Source organism: Neobacillus drentensis, assembly GCF_021560175.1.
Classification (GTDB): Bacteria; Bacillota; Bacilli; order Bacillales; family Cytobacillaceae; genus Neobacillus; species Neobacillus drentensis_A.
The window spans coordinates 1678599-1702877 of record NZ_CP091110.1 but is presented as its reverse complement, the minus strand read 5'-3'; the positions used below and the strand labels follow the sequence as shown (position 1 = coordinate 1702877).

At 38.0% G+C, this 24279-nt stretch carries 26 protein-coding genes; 7 read left to right on the top strand and 19 right to left on the bottom strand.

The genetic code is table 11. The features are described from left to right. Positions 1 to 76: 76 nt before the first annotated feature. Positions 77 to 1549, top strand: a complete 1473-nt coding sequence (locus tag L1999_RS07920) for an aminotransferase class I/II-fold pyridoxal phosphate-dependent enzyme (RefSeq protein ID WP_215040627.1) — start codon at positions 77 to 79, stop codon at positions 1547 to 1549. 51 nt (positions 1550 to 1600) lie between these two features. On the opposite strand, the gene L1999_RS07915 is transcribed toward L1999_RS07920, so the two are convergent. Continuing rightward, complete coding sequence (locus L1999_RS07915; protein WP_235743048.1) at positions 1601 to 1723, bottom strand: GapA-binding peptide SR1P; 123 nt, start codon at positions 1721 to 1723, stop codon at positions 1601 to 1603. A gap of 279 nt (positions 1724 to 2002) precedes the next feature. Here L1999_RS07915 and L1999_RS07910 point away from each other — a divergent pair, with 279 nt between their 5' ends. Continuing rightward, on the top strand, positions 2003 to 2437 hold the full coding sequence (locus L1999_RS07910; RefSeq protein ID WP_235743047.1) for a DUF1885 family protein: 435 nt from the start codon (positions 2003 to 2005) through the stop codon (positions 2435 to 2437). Between the two features lie 37 nt (positions 2438 to 2474). Here the strand turns inward: L1999_RS07910 and L1999_RS07905 are convergent, their stop codons facing one another. The 6 genes from L1999_RS07905 to L1999_RS07880 all read right to left on the bottom strand — a co-directional run bounded on the left by L1999_RS07905 (position 2475) and on the right by L1999_RS07880 (position 9007). Next, entirely contained in the window at positions 2475 to 2717 is a 243-nt protein-coding gene (locus tag L1999_RS07905) for a hypothetical protein (RefSeq protein ID WP_235743046.1), read from the bottom strand. A 209-nt stretch (positions 2718 to 2926) separates the two neighbouring features. Next, the gene (gene lpdA / locus L1999_RS07900; RefSeq protein WP_235743045.1) at positions 2927 to 4342 is read right to left on the bottom strand and encodes a dihydrolipoyl dehydrogenase; all 1416 of its coding nucleotides are present in this window, start codon (positions 4340 to 4342) and stop codon (positions 2927 to 2929) included. A 4-nt stretch (positions 4343 to 4346) separates the two neighbouring features. After that, positions 4347 to 5660: a dihydrolipoamide acetyltransferase family protein gene (locus tag L1999_RS07895; protein ID WP_235743044.1), complete on the bottom strand. Its 1314-nt coding sequence runs from the start codon at positions 5658 to 5660 to the stop codon at positions 4347 to 4349. Positions 5661 to 5774: 114 nt separating this feature from the next. Continuing rightward, on the bottom strand, positions 5775 to 6752 hold the full coding sequence (locus L1999_RS07890; protein WP_235743043.1) for an alpha-ketoacid dehydrogenase subunit beta: 978 nt from the start codon (positions 6750 to 6752) through the stop codon (positions 5775 to 5777). 3 nt (positions 6753 to 6755) lie between these two features. Further along, positions 6756 to 7871 carry a pyruvate dehydrogenase (acetyl-transferring) E1 component subunit alpha gene (gene pdhA, locus L1999_RS07885; protein ID WP_215040621.1) on the bottom strand — a complete coding sequence of 372 codons (1116 nt, stop codon included), beginning with the start codon at positions 7869 to 7871 and terminating at the stop codon, positions 6756 to 6758. Between the two features lie 476 nt (positions 7872 to 8347). Then, positions 8348 to 9007: a YkyA family protein gene (locus tag L1999_RS07880; RefSeq protein WP_235743042.1), complete on the bottom strand. Its 660-nt coding sequence runs from the start codon at positions 9005 to 9007 to the stop codon at positions 8348 to 8350. A 173-nt stretch (positions 9008 to 9180) separates the two neighbouring features. Here L1999_RS07880 and def point away from each other — a divergent pair, with 173 nt between their 5' ends. The 3 genes from def (at position 9181) to rnjA (ending at position 12067) form a co-directional block, all read left to right on the top strand. Next, entirely contained in the window at positions 9181 to 9735 is a 555-nt protein-coding gene (gene def / locus L1999_RS07875; protein WP_235743041.1) for a peptide deformylase, read from the top strand. Positions 9736 to 10183: 448 nt separating this feature from the next. Further along, positions 10184 to 10396 carry a DNA-dependent RNA polymerase subunit epsilon gene (locus L1999_RS07870; protein ID WP_215040619.1) on the top strand — a complete coding sequence of 71 codons (213 nt, stop codon included), beginning with the start codon at positions 10184 to 10186 and terminating at the stop codon, positions 10394 to 10396. 3 nt (positions 10397 to 10399) lie between these two features. Then, the gene (gene rnjA, locus L1999_RS07865; RefSeq protein ID WP_235743040.1) at positions 10400 to 12067 is read left to right on the top strand and encodes a ribonuclease J1; all 1668 of its coding nucleotides are present in this window, start codon (positions 10400 to 10402) and stop codon (positions 12065 to 12067) included. 45 nt (positions 12068 to 12112) lie between these two features. Here rnjA and L1999_RS07860 read toward each other — a convergent pair whose 3' ends face one another. The 12 genes from L1999_RS07860 to L1999_RS07805 form a co-directional block, all read right to left on the bottom strand. Then, positions 12113 to 12772, bottom strand: coding sequence for a potassium channel family protein (locus tag L1999_RS07860; RefSeq protein WP_235743039.1), 660 nt, complete (start codon positions 12770 to 12772; stop codon positions 12113 to 12115). Between the two features lie 70 nt (positions 12773 to 12842). After that, positions 12843 to 13754, bottom strand: a complete 912-nt coding sequence (locus L1999_RS07855) for a DUF4349 domain-containing protein (protein ID WP_235743038.1) — start codon at positions 13752 to 13754, stop codon at positions 12843 to 12845. A gap of 114 nt (positions 13755 to 13868) precedes the next feature. Continuing rightward, positions 13869 to 14324, bottom strand: a complete 456-nt coding sequence (locus L1999_RS07850) for a TlpA disulfide reductase family protein (protein WP_235743037.1) — start codon at positions 14322 to 14324, stop codon at positions 13869 to 13871. 60 nt (positions 14325 to 14384) lie between these two features. Then, complete coding sequence (locus L1999_RS07845) at positions 14385 to 14933, bottom strand: peroxiredoxin (RefSeq protein ID WP_215040615.1); 549 nt, start codon at positions 14931 to 14933, stop codon at positions 14385 to 14387. A 265-nt stretch (positions 14934 to 15198) separates the two neighbouring features. Beyond that, positions 15199 to 16323 (bottom strand): N-acetyldiaminopimelate deacetylase, encoded by a 1125-nt coding sequence (locus L1999_RS07840; protein ID WP_235743036.1) that lies wholly within the window; start codon positions 16321 to 16323, stop codon positions 15199 to 15201. A gap of 83 nt (positions 16324 to 16406) precedes the next feature. After that, a complete protein-coding gene (gene dapD / locus L1999_RS07835) occupies positions 16407 to 17135 on the bottom strand; it encodes a 2,3,4,5-tetrahydropyridine-2,6-dicarboxylate N-acetyltransferase (RefSeq protein ID WP_235743035.1) in 729 nt (242 codons plus the stop codon). Positions 17136 to 17189: 54 nt separating this feature from the next. Further along, entirely contained in the window at positions 17190 to 18077 is an 888-nt protein-coding gene (locus L1999_RS07830) for a transcriptional regulator CcpC (RefSeq protein ID WP_275677444.1), read from the bottom strand. A 34-nt stretch (positions 18078 to 18111) separates the two neighbouring features. Next, on the bottom strand, positions 18112 to 19608 hold the full coding sequence (locus L1999_RS07825) for an MDR family MFS transporter (protein WP_235743034.1): 1497 nt from the start codon (positions 19606 to 19608) through the stop codon (positions 18112 to 18114). A 60-nt stretch (positions 19609 to 19668) separates the two neighbouring features. After that, positions 19669 to 20112, bottom strand: a complete 444-nt coding sequence (cbpB, locus tag L1999_RS07820; RefSeq protein ID WP_235743033.1) for a cyclic-di-AMP-binding protein CbpB — start codon at positions 20110 to 20112, stop codon at positions 19669 to 19671. 115 nt (positions 20113 to 20227) lie between these two features. Then, on the bottom strand, positions 20228 to 20464 hold the full coding sequence (locus L1999_RS07815; RefSeq protein ID WP_098526949.1) for a YkuJ family protein: 237 nt from the start codon (positions 20462 to 20464) through the stop codon (positions 20228 to 20230). 218 nt (positions 20465 to 20682) lie between these two features. Beyond that, complete coding sequence (locus L1999_RS07810; RefSeq protein ID WP_235743032.1) at positions 20683 to 20919, bottom strand: hypothetical protein; 237 nt, start codon at positions 20917 to 20919, stop codon at positions 20683 to 20685. A gap of 72 nt (positions 20920 to 20991) precedes the next feature. Beyond that, positions 20992 to 22203, bottom strand: a complete 1212-nt coding sequence (locus L1999_RS07805) for an EAL domain-containing protein (protein ID WP_235743031.1) — start codon at positions 22201 to 22203, stop codon at positions 20992 to 20994. Positions 22204 to 22341: 138 nt separating this feature from the next. Here L1999_RS07805 and L1999_RS07800 point away from each other — a divergent pair, with 138 nt between their 5' ends. Both L1999_RS07800 and L1999_RS07795 read left to right on the top strand, forming a co-directional pair. Beyond that, positions 22342 to 23196, top strand: a complete 855-nt coding sequence (locus L1999_RS07800) for a C39 family peptidase (RefSeq protein ID WP_235743030.1) — start codon at positions 22342 to 22344, stop codon at positions 23194 to 23196. Between the two features lie 127 nt (positions 23197 to 23323). After that, the gene (locus L1999_RS07795) at positions 23324 to 24196 is read left to right on the top strand and encodes a metallophosphoesterase (RefSeq protein ID WP_235743029.1); all 873 of its coding nucleotides are present in this window, start codon (positions 23324 to 23326) and stop codon (positions 24194 to 24196) included. The last annotated feature ends 83 nt before the right edge of the window (positions 24197 to 24279 follow it).

The following is a 24279-nucleotide window of genomic DNA, read 5'->3' as shown; positions in this document are numbered from 1 at the left end:
AATGATATAATTCATTTGTTTTATGTCGAATACTGACGAATAATTCGAGCATTTTTATAAAGAGGTGTATTTACCATTGTCACAAGAACAAACACCGTTATTTAGCGGTTTAGTAGCCCATGCTAAAAAAAACCCAATTCAATTCCACATTCCCGGCCATAAAAAAGGCGCTGGAATGGATACAGAATTCCGCCAATTTATTGGTGATAATGCGTTGTCCATAGACCTAATCAATATCGGTCCTCTTGATGATTTACATCAGCCAAAGGGAATCATCAAACAAGCTCAAGATTTAGCGGCAGAAGCCTTTGGTGCGGATCGTACCTTTTTTTCCGTTCAGGGAACCAGCGGCGCAATTATTGCGATGATTATGGCGGTTTGTGGACCTGACGATAAAATTATTGTCCCAAGAAATGTTCACAAATCCATTATGTCAGCGATTGTTTTTTCTGGGGCCATTCCTGTCTTTATCCATCCCGAAATTGATAAAGATTTAGGTATCTCACATGGCATTACAACTGATTCAGTGGAAAAAGCCTTAACACAGCACCCTGATGCTAAAGCGATATTAGTGATTAATCCTACTTACTTCGGAATTTCCGCAGACCTAAAGAAAATTGTTGAAATTGCTCACTCACATCATGTTCCCGTACTTGTCGATGAAGCCCATGGTGTCCATATCCATTTCCATGATCAACTTCCACTTTCAGCTATGCAGGCAGGGGCAGACATGGCAGCGACTAGTGTTCATAAATTAGGTGGCTCCATGACCCAGAGTTCAATTCTTAATGTAAGAGAAGGACTTGTTTCGGCAAAACACGTTCAATCCATTTTAAGCATGCTTACCACTACATCAACATCGTATTTGCTGCTTGCTTCATTGGATGTAGCACGTAAGCAGCTTGCAACAAAGGGTAAAGAGTTAATTGACAAAACCATTAGGTTATCCCAATCTATTCGGAAAAGAATTAATGAAATCGACCACATTTATTGTGTTGGTGAGGAGATCCTTGGTTCTAAAGCGACTTTTGATTTCGACCCGACTAAACTCATTATTTCAGTTAAAAATTTAGGCCTATCCGGTTATGAAGTAGAAAAATGGCTAAGAGAAAAACATAATATTGAGGTTGAACTATCAGACCTTTATAACATTCTGTGCATCATCTCACTAGGAGATACTGAAGCTGAAGGAGATCTTTTAGTGAATGCTTTAAAAGAGCTTGCAAGCGAATGTGAGCATCGTGTTGGGCAGATAAAACCTTTAGAAGTTCTCCTGCCTGAAATTCCGGTTCTGGCATTAACACCAAGAGATGCCTTCTATGCAGAAACAGAGGTTGTCCCGATTGAAGAATCTGAAGGCAGGATTATAGCAGAATTTATAATGGTTTACCCTCCTGGGATTCCAATTTTCATTCCAGGCGAAATTATCACAAAGGAAAATCTTCATTACATTCGTGAAAATCTTGAAGCCGGCTTGCCTGTTCAAGGTCCAGAGGATGATGAAATTAAAACAATTCGTGTGATAAAGGAATATAAAGCAATTCAATAGAAAAGATAAAAAATAGGATTCCAGCAACGGAATCCTTTTTATTTTATCTTATTATAGTTCTTCGTCGTGTTTGTGGTCTTCACAGCAATTACATTTCGAATAGAGCACGGTAACTTTTTCATCTTCAAAGTGATCAATAGTAGAATTACATGTTTGGCATACAAGAGTACCCATTTGTTCCATCCCCTTTTCTTATTGAATGATGATTATTTTAAAACGCTTTCTAATATCCTTAATTCAATAATAATATATCACATTGAACTTTTCAAGCTTAAATTGTATGTCACATTAATTAATTTTTTTATAATAAAAGATCCTTTTAATCGTTTATTACTCTATTTAAAATATAATGAACAATTGACATTTATTTTAATGTAATTAATGTTGTCAGTACTTTTTAATCAGTGCTAGAATAGAATTGCATAGAAAATGAACGTAAAAGGGGGAATGGTGATGGCTGTAAATGCATTTATTAAACTCGTGCCCTCATCTGTTAAACAAACAATCACAATCGAGGAAGTAAAAGAATTATTTCATTACTATAAAGATATAACAGCTAAAACGGGCAACCAATTGAACTGGCAGTATGGGGAATCGGCATTTCCATATGACATAAAAGAAACAGAAGGAAGTAAAGGAAAGGCATTTTATTTGCATTCTGACCACGAACGCTACCATGCCATTTTAATTGGCGTTGATAAAGAAACCGTAATAGAGGAAGATAACACAGAAAGAGAGCAGCAATACATACAAGTTACATTACCGGAACAATCGACACATGGTGATAAAGGAAAAGCGAATGAATTTTGCAAATTCCTTGCCAAAAAACTGCAAGGAGAGCTCCACCTTTTTAATGACAGAGTCATGTACTATTATCCGAGAAAATAACACAGAAAAAGACTCCAACTAACGGCGGGGTCTTTTATTACTGTACAAAAAGTGCCAGTGTATAATGAATAGATGTATAGATGACCAGACTTAATACTGTTATAAATAATGTTTTCCGAAGCGATTTGGTCACATAGTTTCCAAGCATTAATGCCAGATAAAAAAACACAAAAAACATGATTACTTTATATATGAGTTGATCGTGCTTTGAAAGCCATTCAATAAGTGTATAACCGCTCCAAATAATAAATTGTAAGATAATTACTATATAGACCTTCATTTTTATCACCACGCAAAAGACATTGAACTTTTAGTTAAGAACAAAGACATTGGCTAGTGTTTTAAATATATGTCTCATGTTAAACAGTTAGAGATAATTATTGGAATTCTTTTAAAGTCTCCCACCTATTTAAGGCATCTCTTATTAGTTTAAATTCTCTGCTAATGAATAAAGTCCTTCCCTATTTTAGGAAAGGACTTTATTTGTGTTTACTTAATAATATGAATTGGAGTTCCTAAAGCAACTTCAGCTGCTTCCATTGTGATCTCTCCAAGGGTTGGGTGAGCATGGATGGTAAGAGCTAAATCTTCTGCAGTCATACCAGCCTCAATCGCTAAACCTAATTCAGCGATCATATCAGAAGCACTGGCACCCGCAATTTGTGCGCCAATTACGACACCATCTTCTTTACGCGTAATTAATTTAAGGAAACCATCACCGCTGTCTAAAGATAATGCACGGCCGTTTGCAGCAAATGGGAATTTAGCAGCAATTACCTCAATACCTTCTTCTTTAGCTTGAGGCTCTGTATATCCTACAGAAGCTAATTCCGGATCTGAGAAAACAACAGCTGGAATTCCAAGGTAATCAATTTCTGATGGATGCCCCGCAATTGCTTCCGCAGCGATTTTTGCTTCATAAGAAGCTTTGTGAGCTAATTGAGGACCTGCAACAACATCCCCGATTGCGTAGATATTACTAATATTAGTACGGCATTGCTTGTCTATTTCAATTAGGCCGCGTTCGCTTAATTTAATGCCCGCTTGTTCTAAGCCCATTTCATCTGTGTTTGGACGGCGTCCAACCATGACGAACACATAATCAGCTTCAATTTTCTTCTCTTCGCCTTTGGTTTCAAAGGTAACAACCACACCATTTTCAGTTTCTTCTACACCCTTAGCGAAAGCTTTTGTATAGAATTCTGCGCCACGTTTCTTCATGGTGCGCTTAACAAGTCCAGCCATCTGCTTATCAAATACGCCAAGACCTAAAATTTCTTCTGCACCTTCTAAGATTGTCACCTGGGTACCAAAGTTTGCATATGCACCGCCAAGCTCAATCCCAATAACTCCCCCGCCAATAACAACAATTTTTTCTGGGATTTCAGTTAAATTAAGAGCACCAGTAGAATTCAAAACACGTTTTGAATATTTAAAAGTTGGCAGCTCAATTGGACGAGAGCCTGTTGCAATAATGGCATTTTTAAAAGTATAGGTTTGCGCTGAATGTTCATCCATTACACGGAGTGTATGGGCATCAACAAAAAATGCTTCACCACGAACGATGTTAACCTTATTACCTTTTAAAAGCCCTTCAACACCACCAGTTAACTTTTTAACAATTCCACTTTTAAATTCTTGAACTTTTGAAAAATCAACCTTTACATTTTCAGCTGTGATACCAAAAGATTCTGAATGAACCGCTGTTTCATAACGATGTCCTGCAGAAATCAACGCTTTTGAAGGGATACAGCCGACATTTAAACATACGCCGCCTACATATTCCTTTTCAACAATCGTTACTTTTTGTCCTAGCTGAGCGGCACGAATTGCTGCAACATATCCTCCAGGACCTGCACCTATGACTATAGTATCTGTTTCAATCGGGAAATCTCCAACTACCATTTTCTTACGCCTCCATTAACAATAGTTCTGGATCGTTTAATAAACGTTTAATATGATTCATTGCATTTTGAGCAGTCGCACCATCAATCATACGGTGGTCAAAGCTTAAAGATAAAGCCAATACAGGTGCAGCAACAATTTCTCCGTTGCGAACGATTGGCTTCTCAGCAATACGGCCTACGCCCAAAATAGCAACTTCTGGATGGTTAATAACAGGAGTGAACCATTGTCCGCCAGCAGATCCAATGTTAGAAATTGTGCAAGAAGCACCCTTCATTTCATTTGGAGCAAGTTTACCATCACGCGCTTTTCCAGCTAGTTCGTTAATTTCATTTGAGATTGTAAATACAGATTTACGATCAGCATCTTTAACAACAGGAACTAAAAGACCTTTTTCTGTATCAGCAGCAATACCAATGTTGAAATAATGTTTATGGATAATTTCATTTGTTGCATCATCAAGAGATGTATTTAACACTGGGAACTCTCTTAATGCGCTTGTTAATGCTTTTACGATATATGGTAAGAAGGTAAGCTTAATACCTTTTGCAGCTGCCACTTCTTTGAATTTCTTACGGTGTGCAACAAGCTTAGCTACATCAATTTCATCCATTAATGTAACATGTGGAGCAGTGTGCTTAGAGTTAACCATTGCTTTTGCAATAGCTTTACGGATACCGCTCATTTTTTCACGTGTTTCAGGATATTCACCTTGTGGAATTGGAGCAGCAGCTTTTGGTGCTTCTGTCTTAGCTTCTTCTGCAGCAGGGGCTGTTACTTCTGCAGCAGGAGCAGCTGCACCACCGCTTAAGAACGCATCAATATCATTCTTAAGAACACGGCCGTTCTCTCCAGAACCTGCTACTAAACGAATTTCCACACCTTTTTCACGTGCATATTTACGGACAGACGGCATAGCAATAATACGACGATTTGGATCTACTTCAGCTTGTGGCTCAACTTGAGCTGCTGGAGCTGGCGCTGCCGCTTCTTGTGCTGGTGCAGGTGCTGCTGGAGCTTCAGCTTGTTTTGGAGCTTCCTCGGCATGATCATCGCCTTTAAATTGTAAGTTTTCATATCCTGGAGCATCAAATGTAACTAGAACTTGCCCAACTGTTGCTACCGTTCCTTCTCCAACTAACACTTCTTGAACAGTACCCTCTACTGGGGATGGAATTTCAACTACAGCTTTATCATTTTGGATTTCACATAGGACATCATCTTCTTGGACCTTATCACCTGGCTTTACAAACCATTTGACGATTTCACCTTCGTGAATACCTTCACCGATATCAGGCATTTTAAATTGAAATGACACAGAGATTCATCTCCTATTTTTCATGTATTTTGAACTATTCACTTTAGAATTGGGAAAAGATGATTCTTTTCCCATTTATTATGTTATCTATCCTTGCAGCTCAACCTTCAATGTTTAGAAAGTTAGTACTTTTTTAGCTGTCTCAATAACGTCCTTATAATTTGGAAGCCAAACTGATTCAGCTTGTGGGAACGGGAATACTGTATCTGGTGCAGCAACACGTAATACAGGAGCTTCTAAGCTAAGAATAGCACGATCATTAATCTCAGCGACAACATTAGCTGCAATACCTGCTTGTTTTTGTGCTTCTTGAACAACGATTGCACGACCCGTTTTTTCTACGGATGCAATAATAGTCTCAATATCAATTGGGCTTACAGTACGCAGGTCAATAACCTCTGCAGAATATCCTTCTTTTTCAAGTTCTTCCGCAGCTTTTAATGATTCATGGACCATAGCACCGTAAGTAATAATTGACACATCAGTTCCTTCACGCTTCACTTCGGCTTTACCTAGTGGAATGGTATATTCCTCTTCTGGAACCTCTTGACGGAATGAACGGTATAGTTTCATATGCTCAAGGAAAATAACCGGGTCATTGTCACGAATGGCTGAAATTAGCAGCCCTTTTGCATCATAAGGAGTGGCTGGAATAACTACCTTCACTCCAGGAGTTTGAGCCATAAGCCCTTCTAAGCTGTCCGCGTGCATATCTGGAGTATGTACGCCTCCGCCAAATGGTGAGCGGATTGTAACCGGAGCACTATATCTTCCTCCTGAACGATAGCGTTGACGAGCTAATTGACCAGCAATGGAATCCATTACTTCAAACACAAAACCAAAAAATTGAATTTCCGGCACTGGACGGAAGCCTTGTAAGCTTAGACCTACTGCTAAACCGCCAATCCCTGATTCAGCTAGGGGCGTGTCAAACACACGATCTTCGCCAAATTCCTGGTGCAGCCCTTCAGTTGCACGGAATACACCACCGTTTACGCCTACGTCTTCACCGAAAACTAACACATTCGGATCATTTCGCAGTTCCGTACGTAATGCATCTGTTATTGCTTGAATCATAGTCATTTGAGCCATGGCTTACTTCGACTCCTTTTCTTTATATAGTTCATATTGTTCTTTTAAAGTTTGCGGCATTTCTTCATACATAATAGACATTAAGTCTGTTACTTTTTGTTTTGGTGCAGCATCAGCTTGTTTAAGTGCTTCTTTAATATCTTCTTTTGCCTGTTCAATTACTGCAGTTTCTTTTTCTTCACTCCATAGTCCTTTGTTCTCAAGGAATTTACGGAAACGAACAAGTGGATCTTTCTTTTCCCACTCATTATCAAGATCTGCTGTACGGTAACGAGTTGGATCATCCCCTGCCATGGTATGTGGGCCATAACGGTAGGTTAACGTTTCAATAAGTGTAGGACCTTCACCATTAACCGCACGCTCACGTGCTTCGCGTGTTGCAGCATATACTGCTAACGGATCCATACCGTCTACCACGATACCAGGAATACCTGCTGCCACAGCCTTTTGTGCTAATGTTTTTGCAGCAGTTTGCTTTTCACGTGGAGTAGAAATGGCAAACTGGTTATTTTGGATAACGAAAATTGCTGGAGCTTTATAGGCACCTGCAAAGTTAATTCCTTCATAGAAATCCCCTTGCGATGTTCCACCATCACCTGTATAGGTAATCGCAACAGCTTTTGTTCCACGCTTTTTCATTCCAAGGGCAACACCGGCAGTTTGCACATACTGGGCACCAATGATAATTTGTGGATGAAGCACGTTAACACCTTCAGGGATATTCATACCCTCAAAATGTCCTCTAGACCATAAAAAAGCTTGTGATAAAGGTAATCCGTGCCAAACGATTTGCGGTACATCACGGTATCCAGGTAAGATAAAGTCTTCTGTTTCAAGAGCAAATTGAGAGGCAAGCTGGGATGCTTCTTGTCCTGCTGTTGGCGCATAAAAACCTAATCTTCCTTGACGATTCAAAGAAATGGAACGCTGGTCTAAGATTCTAGTGTAGACCATACGGCGCATTAATTCTTGAAGCTGTTCGTCAGTTAGGTTAGGCATTGCTGCCTCATTCACAACCTCACCTTGTTCATTAAGGATTTGAAGTGTTTGGAATTGTTCTTCTACAGCTTCGAGTGCTTTCTTGGCATCAAGCTGGGCATTCTTAAGTTTAGAAGCCATTATGTCATCTCTTCCTTTCTATTTTAGGGGCCTTTTTTTAAAAAATAAAATACACTATTTTAGATTACCCAAAAATTGCAATTAAACATAAGTTGAAAGCAACTTGTAATTGGTCATCTGTTCGATATTACATAAGATTTGAGGCCTGAATTGGATGGATACATACTATGAACTAGTGTTTCACAGAAAAGGTAAGATAAAAACGAAAAGTTCAATTTCCATAATATATTATTCTGTATCACTATTTTATGTAACATCATTAGTACAACTTTTATCACACTTCTGAGTTTACAACTTTTACTTTATGTCGTCAAATACTAAGTTTTATTATTTTTTGCTAAAATGACTTATCACTAAAATCCATTTTCTTAAATAACTGTATCACTAAATTACATTAACTGTTATATATAATGTCACATTTTAGACACTTGTTATAATATAGAAAAAATCGGCTGTTAGTCAGCCGATTTAAGATCTTACTTTGTTTTTAGTCCTGCCTTTTTATAAAAGGAAAGTTTTGTTTCATTATATTGTTCCGTATATTTATTAAACTGCTCATTTGCAGCGTATACCTTTTTATAAGATTCATTCAGTTTATTGATTTGGGCTTCTAGATCCTCTAGGGGAAGATTTTTATTTTTAAACATTTGATATAATTCTTTATCATATTGGAGAGCCAGAGAATATTGCTTATACAACTCTCTATGTGCCTCATATCTTTTCATCATTATAGTAGTAAGGTCATTAGCCAGTTCCTTTAGTGCAGGATCCTCTAATTGCTCTTTTAGTTCAGTAACTTTTGAAAATTCTTGTTCTGATTCATTTAGGCTTGCCGTTTCTTTGTCTAACCGATCTTTTCGTTTATCTGCTAAGGCCAGAGCTTCATCTGAAAGTTTGACAATCTGATCATATTCTTTCATACCTTGTTTTATAATTTGGTCATATACTTCTTTTTCTTGTTTTTCTAAAGTAACTAATGGTTCTTGCTGTTCCTCAAAAACTTTTTCTTTATTAACAACATTTTCCAATACGTCATACATTTTTTCTATCGTGGTCTTTTTCTCTGCACATCCTGATAAAATAAAAATTATAGCCACGACTATTAAAATAATGCTGCTTCTTCCTTTGACTAACAAGTTTAAACCTCCTTACTATTGCAATTCCTACTATATCTGTATAAAGTTTGTTTGACAATATCCAAAACACCAAAAGTCGAGCAAAATTCAAAAGTAAACACTTATTAACTTTTTGTCTATTGTTTGATAGACTAATTAGTGTAACTTTATGGAACTATAGGAGTGAAATGTTCATGTTAACAATGGAGGATATCATTCGAGACGGGCATCCAACCCTTCGGAAAGTGGCAGCAGAGGTAGTTTTGCCGCCATCCGAAGAGGATAAACATACCTTAGCCAGTCTTTTAGAATACGTAATAAACAGTCAAAACAGCGAAATTGCCACAAAATATAGCCTTCGTCCAGGGATTGGTTTAGCTGCTCCACAAATAAATGTGTCAAAAAGGATGATTGCTGTACATCTCACAGACGATAAAGGAACTTTATACAGCTATGCATTATTTAACCCCAAAATCGTCAGTCATTCGGTTGAGAAGGCTTACCTTCAAACGGGAGAGGGCTGCTTGTCAGTAGATGAAGCCATTCCAGGATATGTTCCAAGGTATGCTCGGATTACGGTAAAAGGAGTGACTCTTGAGGGAGAAAAAGTTAAACTTCGTTTAAAAGGTCTGCCGGCAATGTGCTTCCAGCATGAAATTGACCACCTTAATGGCATCATGTTTTATGACTATATTGATAAAAAAGATCCTTTTAAACCGATCGAAGGAGCAATCTCCATCGAAAGATAGGACACTGGCCTTTTCATTAGGCCAGTGTTTTTTTGTTCACTATTATTCCATCTTATACCATGAAAGAATACCTATTTTACTCATATAATAATAGTAAAAAAATATCAACGGTAAAAAAATTTCAATTATCTGCCATAGCCTGCTTTACTTTGGACAAGGTTCGTATAAAATAAAGGTAAGGAGATGATCCACTATGTTAAAGAAGCTAAGAAAGAAGCTCTTAAAACAGTGGAACGATTTACTTAGAAAAAAATCTATTGCCTAAATTTTTTAAAGGGCCCTTCAAACTTGCGAAGGGCTCCTTCATTATTGTAAATTGTAGTAATACGTATTAAATTTACATACTTTTCATATATAGTCCACGGCGTCCCCAAAGAAAATAAATGAAAAAGATGAAAATATTTTATATAATAGAAAAAGTTATGATTCAATAAGGAGCGAATTTGTCATGATATTTAAAGTATATTATCAAGAAAAAGTTACAGAAGTTCCCGTTAGAGAAAACACCAAAACTATTTTTGTTGAAGGTGAATCGGTAAGAGACGTTCGAAAAAAAATTGCCGACCGCGGTTATAATGTGGAACATGTACAAGAAGTTAATGGAGCTTATTTAGAATACGAACAACAAAATGAAGACTTTAAAGTATTGGAGATTGGATAATTTATGAAATTTGTAAAAAATGATCAAACTGCTGTTTTTGCCTTGGGTGGTTTAGGGGAAATAGGCAAAAACACCTATGCAGTTCAGTTCCAAGATGAAATTATATTAATCGACGCCGGTATTAAATTCCCGGAGGATGAATTATTAGGGATCGATTATGTTATCCCTGATTACACTTATTTAGTTAAAAACGAAGAAAAAATTAAAGGATTATTTGTAACCCACGGACACGAAGACCACATTGGCGGTATCCCTTATTTACTTCGTGAAATAAATATTCCGATCTATGGCGGCAAACTTGCCCTTGGGTTAATTAAAAATAAATTAGAAGAGCACGGATTATTACGAAATGCTAAACTGATTGAAATAAAAGAAGACGATATCATTAAGTTCCGCAAAACATCCGTAACGTTTTTCCGTACTACCCACAGTATTCCTGATTCCTATGGTATTGTTGTAAAAACCCCTCCAGGACAAATCGTCCATACAGGTGATTTTAAATTTGATTTTACCCCCGTAGGTGAACCAGCTAATTTAACCAAAATGGCTGAAATAGGTAAGGAAGGGGTTCTATGCCTGCTATCGGATAGTACAAACAGTGAAATTCCTGATTTCACAATGTCCGAGCGCCGTGTGGGTGAAAGCATCCATGATATTTTTAGAAAAGTGGATGGCCGGATTATCTTTGCAACCTTTGCATCAAACATTCACAGACTACAGCAAGTAGTAGAAGCAGCAGTTGTGAACGGAAGAAAGGTTGCTGTGTTTGGCCGCAGCATGGAAGCGGCTATTAATATCGGGCTTGAATTAGGCTATATTATTGCTCCTAAAGAAACATTTATAGAATCAAATCAAATTAACCGATTACCTGCCGATAAAGTGACAATACTTTGTACAGGCAGTCAGGGCGAACCAATGGCGGCCTTATCGAGGATTGCAAATGGAACCCACAGACAAATTCAAATTATTCCTGGTGATACTGTAGTCTTCTCGTCCTCTCCGATTCCCGGGAATACGATTAGTGTAAGTAGGACCATAAATATGTTGTACCGCGCCGGGGCTGAAGTAATCCATGGTAAGTTAAGTAATATCCATACTTCTGGACACGGTGGACAAGAAGAACAAAAATTAATGTTGCGCTTGATTAAGCCTAAATTCTTTATGCCTATTCACGGTGAATATCGGATGCAAAAAATGCATGCCAAGCTTGCGATTGATTGTGGGGTTGAGGAAGAAAATTGTTTTATTATGGACAACGGTGAAGTACTGGCTCTATCCGACAGTACAGCACAAGTTGCTGGAAAAATCCCTTCCGGTTCAGTCTATATTGATGGCAGTGGTGTAGGCGACATCGGCAATATTGTTTTAAGGGATCGCCGAATTCTTTCAGAAGAAGGCTTAGTCGTGGTAGTTGTTAGTATCAATATGAAAGAATTTAAAATTTCATCAGGACCTGACCTTATTTCCCGAGGATTTGTCTACATGAGGGAATCAGGCGATTTAATTAATGACGCTCAGAACCTGATCACCAAACACTTAAATAAAGTGATGGAACGAAAAACGAGCCAATGGTCTGAAATTAAGAATGAGATTACTGATACACTTGCACCTTTCCTTTATGAAAAAACAAAACGCAGACCAATGATTTTACCAATCATTATGGAAGTATAAAAAAATCCAAAAAAAAGCGGAAGAGCCAAGGCTTTCCGCTTTTTTCTATACTAATACTCGTTTCTCAAACCGGTCGATATCTTGATCATTGCCAATGACGATTAATATATCGTTGCTGTGAATGGTTTCTTTTGCTTGAGGTGAAACGATAATCTCTTCCCCTCTTTTAATCGCGACAATATTTAACCCGTATTTCTTGCGTATATCTAAATCCATAATTGTGTTGCCGCTAAGTTTCTTATTTGCAACTATTTCCACAATACTATGTTCAGCAGAGAGTTCAAGATAGTCCAGCACACTATTAGAAGCCATATTGTTTGCTATCCGTTTTCCCATATCCCTTTCAGGGTGAACGACTTGATCAGCCCCAATTTTAGTAAGTACTTTACCATGATAATCATTTTGTGCTTTGGCTGTTATACGTGCCACACCTAATTCTTTCAAAATTAGGGTGGTTAAGATACTCGCTTGAATGTCATCACCGATGGCTACAATTACATGATCGAAATTACGAATCCCTAAACTTTTCAAGACATTCTCATCTGTTGTATCACCGACTACTGCGTGGGAAGCAATCATGCTATATTGATTGACTCGTTCTTCATTGATATCAATACCTAGTACTTCCATTCCTTCTTCACTTAATGTTTGGCATATGCTTCCACCAAACCTTCCAAGCCCGATTACTGCAAAACTCTTTTTCATGTAGAAAAACTCCCCCATATGAATCAACTCAGTATGCTATGCATCTTAAAAACACGATAGCTTAAAACAATTACTCCTGCCTGTTGTGGCTTTTTTTCTTATTATAATATAGATAAACAAGAAACCCCAATAGGATGAAAATAATCATAAAAGGCAGGTTCCCGAAAATAAACACTACTAACCCCGATAGTCCTGCCAATAATAGGTTTGTACTTTTCATAAATTGTTTTTTGGTTTTTTCCCACGTATTTAGTTGATCTTTATCCAGATTAGGAACCACTACTTTCCTTTCATACAGGGTAATGTTCACGGTTGAAAAGGACGTCTGATTTTTTAAATACTTCATCCTGCCTTCGATAATCTCTATCTCTTCTTGAACAGCCGCTAAATCCGCAGAAATTTTAAGTAAATCCTCTGTCTTGGCTGCATTTTTCATAAAGCTAAGCAAACGCTCTTCAACTGCCTTTTTAGACTTTAAACGCGATTCTAGGTCTACATATTCCTCCGTAACATCCTGCCCGTTAATATTCCTCTGCAGTACCTCAGCGGCCTGCCCCTCAGCATCTGTTAAGAAGTCCTGAAAATGTTCTTGAGGGATTCTCAATTTCAAACTGCCGCTTACCTGTTCATTTCCATCTTTGGTTACAGTCGATTCCGCTATATAACCACCGTATATTTTTGCTTTACTCTCTAGGTTTTGCAGTGTTTGATCAAATTTTTTTACACGCAGCTCTAGCTCCGCCTGATAAATGACCATCTGATCATCCACCTTGAATTTTACTGCATCCATCGATTTTTCTGTTTTACGATCAGCGGAGGTAAATGATCCCTCATTTTTTCCTGGCTGGCCGGAGTCCATTACTCCTTTACCTTCCATACTCAATTTTGCATTTTCTTCCTTACTCCCCGAACTGCTGCATCCAGCCAGACCAAATAACAAAAACATTAACAAGATCGATACGGCACTTCGAGACCGTCTCATCTGCTTGACCCCCTCATTTTCTATTTAATCATATCGACGTTTATTTATTTCGAAGGTTACATGGTTACGCGACAAAAAAAGAACTATCCGTTAAGGGACAGTTCTTCCGTAAATTTATTCTGTTTTTTCCAGTTCATCTAGTACGCGATTGACACGCTTTTCAAGCATTTTCATTCCACTGCCTCCTGCTTGAAAATGGCGGAGTTTGCCTTCACGGTCAAAAACGTAGTAGGCAGGTACATATTGATTCTCAAACGTTTCTGTTAACTTATGTTCATTATCAACAAAAATCGGCTGTGTAATTCCATGCTCAGCAGCCACTTTTTTAATTTCCTCAAGGTTCAAATCATCTTCTGAACGAGGCATATGAACTGCGATTACATTTAATTTTTCTTTATACTCATCTCGGAATTGATTTACTTGAGGCATTGCCTCTTTACATAAATGACAGCTAATGGACCAGAAATGAATTAAAGTTGGCTTCTCACCAACTAAGTCTTCTTTTGTCACCTGGCCATTTAACCATTCGGTTGCACCAGCTAATTCTGGCATTGGTTCTCGTAATTTCATGATAAGACCCCCTGTTTTAAAAAAGACCTAACGCATAAGGTTAGGTCTGCCCTTGATTAATTAAGCATTCAATGTAGCTTGTCCTGGTTTCCAGTTGGCTGGGCAAAGACCACCCGTTTGTAATGCCTGAAGGACACGTAATGTTTCATCTACATCACGGCCGATATTGTTATGGTTAACAACTGAATATTTTAATTCACCTTCTGGATCGATGATGAATAGACCACGGAGGGCTACACCCTCTTCTTCAATTAACACGCCATAATCACGAGAAACTACGTGATTCGTATCAGCAGCTAATGAATAATTTAATTGGCCAAGACCATTGTTTTTACGGTCTGTATTAATCCAAGCGAGGTGGGTATGAATAGTGTCAGTAGAAGCTCCAACAACCACTGCATCTAAGTCATCGAATTCTTCAAAACGATCAGACATGGCAGTGATTTCAGTCGGACATACAAATGTAAAATCCATTGGATAGAAGAACAATACGGTCCATTTATCGTTTTTCATGTTTTCTTCTAGGCTAACTTTTCCAAATTCTTTGTTTGGTAATACGGCTTCCATTTCAAAGCGTGGTGCTTGTTTACCTACCATGCGTTCTGGCATTAAAATCCCTCCAAAAATTATTTAATTGAGATTTTGAACAGCCATTTATAGGGGCCATCCTTTACAATCCTCATTATAGAAAAATCCTCCCTGCGAGCAAAATTAGATGATAATTAATTTAAATAACATTATTAATTACAATCTAAAAATTCCCCTTAGTCAGTTTTTCCTATTTCCGTGAGAATAAACGACAATATGTAACATTATCCTTTTTATTTTAGCACGATTTACCAATTTGAAGAAAGTAATCTGACTTACCAGCCAGTCAAGTTTCATTACCCTTAAATGAGATATAGCTTGTCAATACCCTTACAGCGACATCGATTGCTCCTTCATTTGGATCAAGTTTGGCATGGTGAAGTCCATACGGCGAATCTACACCGAGCCAAAACATTAACCCAGGTATTTCTTTAAGCATATAGCCAAAATCCTCACCTGTCATGGCCTCCCTGCATTCGACTACTGTTACATCAGTCTTGTTTCTAATATATTCGATAAATTCCCTTGTAACCGATTCAGTATTGTAAACTTGATGATACATCGAGCCATAATCTATCATCGTTTCACACTCATACCCTGTCTCAATCCCTTTAACAAGAGCTTCAATACGATGTTTTACCCTTTTCATGGCTTCAGGAGATAATGTTCTAATCGTCCCCTCAAGTCTTGCCTTCTCAGCAATAATATTTTGGACGGTGCCGCCGGTTATTTTTCCAATCGTGATTACAGCACTATCTAATGGATCAACATTTCTTGAAATGACTGTTTGCAGCTGACTAACAAGAGAACAGGCAGCGATAACCATATCGTTGGTTTGATGCGGGTAGGCTGCATGACCGCCTTTGCCCTTTAGATCTATAAATAATTCAGACGTATTGGCAAATAATAAACCTTCTTTTAAAGCGATTGTGCCAACAGGATACTCAGGTGCAATGTGAAGGGCAAATATTAAATCGGGCATCCATTCTTGCATTTCTTCCGATTTCAACATAGGCTCTGCTCCCCCAGGGCCTTCTTCGGCAGGTTGAAACAGAAACAGCAGATTGTCATTTATAGGGTTATGAATGAAGTGAGACAGCACGCCTAAAGCAATTGTCATATGAAAGTCATGACCGCAGGCATGCATCCTTTCTTTGAGTGAAGAGGAAAACTCTAAACCCGTTTCCTCGGTGATTGGCAGACCATCGATATCTGTCCTATAACCTACGGTTTTGGAGGGGTTCATTCCATCAACCTTTACTAGTAATCCCGTTTTCCACTTTTTTATGGAGATGCGGTCTTGCGGAAAAGATTCTATTGTTGCTAATAGATAGCTTTGAGTTTTAAATTCTTGGAAGCCAAGTTCCGGTATTTGATGTAGATCCCTGCGTATTTCGATTAATGATTTCATATAGATACCTGCCTTTCTATCTCTATAGAAGAAGCGTGGATTTAGGTCCACGCTTTGCTTTGTAACATTCCATGCTTGTCCGCCTATAATTGACGAAGCTCTTGCATGATTTCTGTTTTTGATTTTGTCTTTTCATCAATATCTTTAATTTTCTTTGCTGGTGTACCCGCAACAACTGTATAAGGCGGTACATCCTTTGTTACCACTGCTCCTGCAGCAACAACAGAGCCTTTCCCAACTTTTACCCCTTCAAGCACGACTGCATTGGCACCAATTAGAACATCATCTTCAATGATAACAGGTTGTGCGGAAGGCGGCTCTATTACTCCAGCTAATACCGTTCCTGCTCCAATATGACAGTTCTTTCCGACAGTTGCTCTTCCGCCAAGAATTACCCCCATATCAATCATTGTTTTTTCGCCGATAACGGCTCCAATATTGATAACGGCTCCCATCATAATAACAGCATTATCACCAATTTCTACCTGGTCACGAATAGTGACACCTGGCTCGATTCTAGCATTAATGTGCTTTGTATCCAACAATGGGATGGCTGAATTACGTCGGTCATTTTCGACCACGAAATCCTCAATTTTACCTTTGTTCGCTTCTAATGCTGAATTTATTTCAGCCCATTCACCAAAGACAACACCTGTATTTCCATTAATAAAGGCTTTTGCTTCGTTTCCGAACTCAATACCTTCTAAATCACCTTTTAAATAAACCTTTACAGGTGTAGATTTTTTACTATTTGCTATAAAAGAAATAATTTCATGTGCATCCATCATTTTTCTAACTTGCCCCCTATTCATGTACTAAAAAATACTTTAACAAACAAAAGGACTGAAAACAAGAAAAAAACAACCTTATTCTTCAGAAGATTCAGCGATATATTCTTTGATTAGTTCCATAAAGGCGGAAACTTGTTTTAGTTGGAAAGCAGACTCATATCCTAATAACCAAGTATCTCGTTTTAGCGGTTCATTATTCTCATCCACTAGAGGTATTTTAAAAATACTACGATCCGCTTTTCTAAGAGTGATGGATGGTAATATAGCGTAACCTATGCCATTAAATGCCATCTGTTTACACGTTTCAATTTGGTCGACGACAACCGTTCTTTTTGGAGAGGTTTTAAATTTTAGCATCCACCAATCCTGGATTTCTTGATAGTAGTTAGAATCACTTTTAAATTGGATAAAAGGTCTGTCCGTCTTTAATACTTGCTCCGGCTTGGAAATTTCTCGATCGACAAGATAGAGAGGGTCATTAAAAAGATGCACTTTAATCCCTTTCCAATCAGGAGTCCCACGGATAATCCCAATATGGACCTGATCATCGTATAAACATTTTAGAATTTCACTGCTCCAGCCTGTTACTAATGAAATTTTTACTTGTGGATATTTATCAATGAATTTCTTTAGAACCTCCGGAAGCCAATTTTGCCCTACGATGGAGGCAACAGCAATTTTTAATGTACCAGAAACCCCTTCTTGAAGGGAATCGATCGTTTCACGGACCTTTTCCTGTTTTGTTAAAATCTCATTTACAAAGCTAATTACATGCTCCCCGCCAGGTGTTAAGGTTAACCCCTTTTGTGAGCGGATAAACAATTTTGTTCCCCATTCCTTTTCAATCGTTTGTAAACGTTGGGAAAGAGCCGGCTGAGATACAAACAGCCGTTCTGAAGCCTTTCTCATATTCATTTCCTGAGCTAAAACCGATAATAACTGAAATTCTGATAGGGAGGACAAGGTCACAACCTCCTTACTATTTTGGTCTAAACAACTATGATACCACTTTCTTTTTAGGAATAAATAATATTAACAGCATACTAATGACGGCAAAGGTTAAAACAACATAATAAACAGAGTGTAAAGAGAAGGTCAGTCCTTCCTGTAATATCGTTTTCACAGAAGCAGGCAATTGATTTCGTTCGCCGACCTTTAAAAGCTTATTGGCATCCTCAACGGTTAAAGACTTGTTATTTTCCGTAAAGAAATGAGTCATTCTGTTATTTAAAATACCACCTAACAAAGCGGCACCAATGGTATTTCCTAAATTCCTCATAAACATATTTGCGGCTGTTGCGATTCCCCGCTGCTGCCATTCCACAGTGCTTTGAATTGAAACAATGAAGGCTGTTGAAGTAAATCCCATTCCTGCCCCTACAAGAAAAGAGCCGACAGCTGCCCAAATCGGTCCAGCAGAAGCAGACATCGTTACAAAGGCAACACTTCCCAATACTAAAAATGCACCACCGATAATAGAAGTTTTTCGATACCCGATGGTAATGAGCATTTTTCCAGAAAGGGTGGATGCAATCGGCCAGCCGATTGACATCGTAGTTAAGGTAAATCCTGCCACAATCGGTGTTTGTTCCATTACACCTTGAACAAAGGTTGGTAAAAAGCTTGATATCCCAATTAAGATAATCCCAGATGTCAGGGATGTAATATTGGCAATAAAGATAGATCGTTCTTTCCAAATGGAAAATGGCATAACTGGTTCAGCAGCTTTGCCTTCTTGAATGACAAAGGCTATTAAAGCAATAGCCGTTACAAGCAGCAGCCCGATTAACTGCCATGACCCCCATGACCAGCGGCTCTCCCCTTCAATAAGAATAAACATAAGGGTTGAAATCGTCCCGGTTAAAAGGATCGCCCCAAAATAATCGATCTCGTGCTTTTTCTTGACAATATCTTCATGAAGGAATAACCAAAGACCAACCAATGATAACAGTCCAAGCGGAATATTAATCCAAAATACGTAATGCCAGCTGACATATTGAACGAGTAATCCGCCGACAGCAGGCCCCGTAATGGCAGATATCCCCCAAACGCTAGAGAGATAGCCTTGAATTTTAGCTCGTTCCTCAGTAGTATAAATATCCCCTACAATGGTTGTAGCAATTGGTGTAACCGCTCCTGCCCCAAAGCCTTGAATCAGCCGAAATATAATCAGGGTTTTCATGGAACCAGCAAACCCACAAAGTATGGAACCAACTAAAAAAATGATAATCCCAATAGTTAAAATCGGTTTTCGCCCAAATAAATCAGATAGTTTTCCATAAATCAGAACTGTAACTGAGTTCATTAAAAGGTATGCTGAGAACACCCAACTATATAAGGTAAACCCACCCAAATCCGCAACAATTGCCGGCATAGCTGTCGAAACAATTGTTGCTTCAATTGCCCCCATAAACATGGCGAGCATTACCGAAGCTAGTACTAGTGACTTTTTGGTTTGCTTTCTTTTCGGAATTCCAAACGCTTCCATATTCATCCTCATCCACCTCTTATCGTAAAAAAATAGAGCCCCCAAATGGGAGCAGAGCGCAAACGGCTATTTTTTATATCTCTTAACGACTTTACTTAATTGATTTAAGACAGTGCTTCTTGGTAAAATCCCTTCAAAAAAGCCTTCTTCATTTTCAATACAAAGAAATGGTTGGTTGACTAACAAGTCTAAACATTGACTGATAGATGCTGATATTCCCACGCGCGGAATAGAGCCTTTCATCACTTCTTCGACACGTTTATTCTCCAGCTGTTCAAATTCTATTCGTTCTAGCCCCAGAATAGAATCCATTATAATAGGGGTGCTGATCAGCCCATGAAGCTTATAATGTGGATCTAAAACAGGTATAGCGGTATAACCACTTTTTGTTAACACCAATAGGGCATGCTCAAGATTGTTGCCGATTTGCACATGAGCAACACGCTCAGATGGAATCATTAATTGTTTGATTGTTAATTCTAAGAATTCCCCGCTAGGAAGACTAATCATACGTCGAATACTCCTCAATTATGTTTTTCTACAGACCTATTCTATCACAGTTTCCAGGGGTCCGGGTTAATTTTAAAACCGTTTTCCACAGAAAAAAAGGAACCATGAAAGGCTCCTACTGAATTAAATCAAAGATTTCAATTGTAATCATATCAATGTTATCAAATTGGTATCTTTTTGGTTTTTCCTTCTCGTTATAGATTTCCAATTCAAATGTTTCAGTCTTTGGATGGAAGGTTACCTGACATTTTCTTTCACCATTAACCTCAAAATAACGTTGTGCTGGTTCACCGCTTGTTGATTGTTCCTGAAGGTTTTTCAACCTAGTTAATATACCTTGTAGTTGTGACATCAATTTATCCTCCTTTTAACACAAACAAACTGTCTACAGTTATGTTTCTCATTTGGCATCTTTCTATCCTAGTCAATTGATTTCAAAATTTGACAGCCAAGTTTTTATGCCAATATTAAAAGAATAAGATAATAGAACACATTTGTCCAAATAAAAATGAAGAAATCATGATTTTTTTAACAAACAAGGAAAAATAGGCCCCATAAACATGAGACCTATCAATAAAATGTAATGGCAAAAAAAAGAACAATAAACAGCAGTAAAGCAAAAAAGATTCCATAGGCCAGGAAAATCGGGTTTTTTGTATATGGACTCTTTTGGACATGTTCTGAAATTTTTGTATCTATGTGTCCTTCGGCTGCCTTATGCTGTCTGGCAACGGAAAAGGTGTGAATGAGTGAAAAGGCAAGTACGCCAATAATCACAATGGAAAGGATATTTACAAAAAGATTCATGAGCAAGACTCCTTCTAATGAACGTTATCATTAAAATTCCACTTCATAAATCATTCTATACCCGCCCAATCCTTACAATAATTGGTCATGTTCAAATAAATACCGATAGGAAATATCAATAAATAAATATTCGGTGTCGTTCATTGGGAAAGAAAAGGTTCGAATCGTTTCGCCTGTCTCAATATCACCATATAAATCAGATAATCTTCCCTTTTGTTCATGCCGCATCTTGATAATATTTTCCAAAAAGTACGGCCGCCAACTCCAATTTTTATTTAAGTATACGGATTGGGTCATCCAGCCATTTTCCCCTTTAAAAATATTGGCTGATTTCTGAAATCCATCTTCATCACATACATACATCCGAAAAGCTATGTCATCCATTTCCTTGATCAACGCCTGGAATAATGCCTCATATCCTGCCTTTTTGTTTTTATTCACAATGTCCTGAACCATGGTTTGAAAATACTCAACTGTAGTATAAACTGCTTCTAATTTTCGCTTCTCATAGGCAATAAAATCATGAAATTTCTCCTTCAAACGATACTTAAGAAGATTCCGATTAATAAATTCATCTGTTGGGGGATGTAAATAAAACCCTTGATAATAGTGTCCTCCATTTTTCCAAGCAAACTGGAGCTGATAATTCATTTCAATATTCTCAAACAGAAGAGTTGCGCCTATTTTCCTTGCCAAGAGTGACAAGGAGAATAAGACATCATTAAAATTTACCCCTATAGCTGTTGATTTTAGTGCTTGAAGGTTTATTTTAAGAATATCGGGTTCAAGCTGTCCAATCCGCTCAAAGTAATGACTTTCATCACCAATACTGGCCATCGCAATCTTTAACCCATATGTTCGATAATAGTGAAGGAGATGATCGAACTGATCTAAATCCCCTTGATAATTCCGTTCAGAAATTTCTAAAATAATCCGGTTTAAATGAAGTCCCTTTTTTTCAAACTCTAACAGCTCTTGTAAAAACGGTTCCCCATGGCCGTACATCAATAACTCTGCATTTCGGTTTAAAAAAATCAGGATATCCTCGTCAAGATCTAAAACCTTTTCAAGTGCTTTCTTTACTACTAATAAGTCCACTTCATATTTATATTCATCAGGGATTTGATCATCATGAAAAAATGGTCCCAGACTAATGACATTTCCATTTGATTGGTATCTTCCCAATACTTCGTAAGCAATCACACTCTGCTCATCCGCATTAAATATCGGTTGAAAATAAGGAAAAACATTTTCAAGATCCGATAATATTTCCAATGCATCCATCCGACTTCCTCCATCTAATTTTTCTCATTATACAATACGCTTAAGTTACTCATCTCGTTCTTTTCCAAAAGGATACCATTATAGCATCCATGATACAATCATAACCTATAGTCAGTTCTTCCTAAAGGAGAGTGTTTTGTGAAAGGTTTATACTTATTAACATCTTTACTGACTATGATTGGCTGCAGCCATTCAAATACTGTTTCAAACCTGCAGGAATCCCAAAAGAAAATCGTACACCCTTCAAACTTAAGAAGTAATAACAGTATACAGGAACCGACACTGGATCGAACTAAAGGCGGTAGATCTTACACCCTTTATGATGTAACAGAGCAGGTAACGAATGTGGAGGGGCAGAATAAAGTTAATAAAACTGTTAGTACCCTTCCAAGAAAATCATCCACCTTACTTAATGTGGTGTTAATTAAACAAAATCCAGAATTAAAATATGGCTGCGAAGTGACCAGTCTAGCAATGGTCTTACATTATGCTGGCGTTAAAACAGATAAAATGGATTTGTACCGAAGGATTCAGAAAGACCCGGACCCGCTCATTAAATCGGCTAGAGGCGATATATTACGCTGGGGGAACCCTGCTGATGGATTTGTTGGAGACATGACTGGAAGACGGGCAGGCTATGCTGTATTTGATCAGCCAATGGTTGCGTTAATCAATCAAAAACTTCCTGGGAGAGCTGTAAATTTAACAAATCAGCCTTTTGACAGTGTATTAGCGCATGTTTCCACAGGTTATCCAGTTGTGGTTTGGACGACCGGAGATTACCGTCTGCCCGACCGCTGGGAAGGTTGGTATCATGGAAATCAATTCATCAAAACACCCCTTGATTTGCACGCAGTGGTATTAGTAGGATATGATACCAATCATGTATATTTAAATGATCCATTATCCGGACGAAAACAAGTAAGGGTAAACAAGGCACAATTTATTAGATCATGGAAGGCATTACAATCACGGGCGGTTAGTTATAAATAGAAAGCAGTCTTTTATTGACTGCTTTTTTAGCATTTTTTTTACTTTTTTTGAATAAACACATACAAACAACCTTTTTATTAGACAGAGAAATACTTTTATCGTTATTAAAGGCAGGATGGTTAAAAATATGATTAAAAAGCAAACTAGAAGAACGTTTTTAAAACGAATAATGGGTTCATTCCTGACGGTTCTCGGATTAAGTTCAGGGGGCTATTTTTATGCCAATCGCATTGAGCCCTCCCTGCTAGAAATAAACGAATTAGAGATGAACCACCCCTTAATCCCAAAAAGTTTTGAAGGGATCAAAATCGTTCAATTTAGCGATACTCACCTTGGTTTTCAATACGATCTAGCACAATTCAAAAAGTTAGTGAACAAAATAAACAACTTGAATCCGGACATCATTTTATTTACAGGCGATTTAATGGATGAACCCAACAAATATTCCAAACTAAATGATTTGGTCCCACTTTTAGACCAATTACATGCGCCTCTTGGAAAGTATTGCATTTATGGCAATCATGATCACGGAGGCTATGGCTCAGAAATATATCGGAATATCATGGAATCTACCAACTTTAAAGTCCTTTTGAACCAGTCGACAGCTATTAAATTAAAAGATGGAAGCCGTTTTTACCTGATTGGAATTGATGATGCCATGTTAGGAAATCCTGACTTACCGTTAGCCTTGAAAAATGTGCAAAATAATCACTTTAACCTATTGTTATCTCATGCACCTGACCTTGCTGAGGCCGCTTCACGATATCCTATTCATTGGCAGCTTAGCGGGCACAGTCATGGTGGACAAGTTAAACTGCCCATTCTAGGGGCCCTGATCATTCCCCCATTTGCGCAAATGTATCCTGAGGGTCTCTATACGATTGAAGGGAAGTATCCCTTAACTCTTTATGTTAATAGGGGGCTAGGGACAACTCGTCTACCGTTTCGGTTTATGGCTAAACCCGAGCTAACAATTTTTACTCTTAAATCATCTAGGTAAGTTGTACGAAGAGCGGGAAAATATTTTCAACTTATTTCTATTTTCCTAAAAAAAAGGTATAATATAGATGTTTTTACAGAATG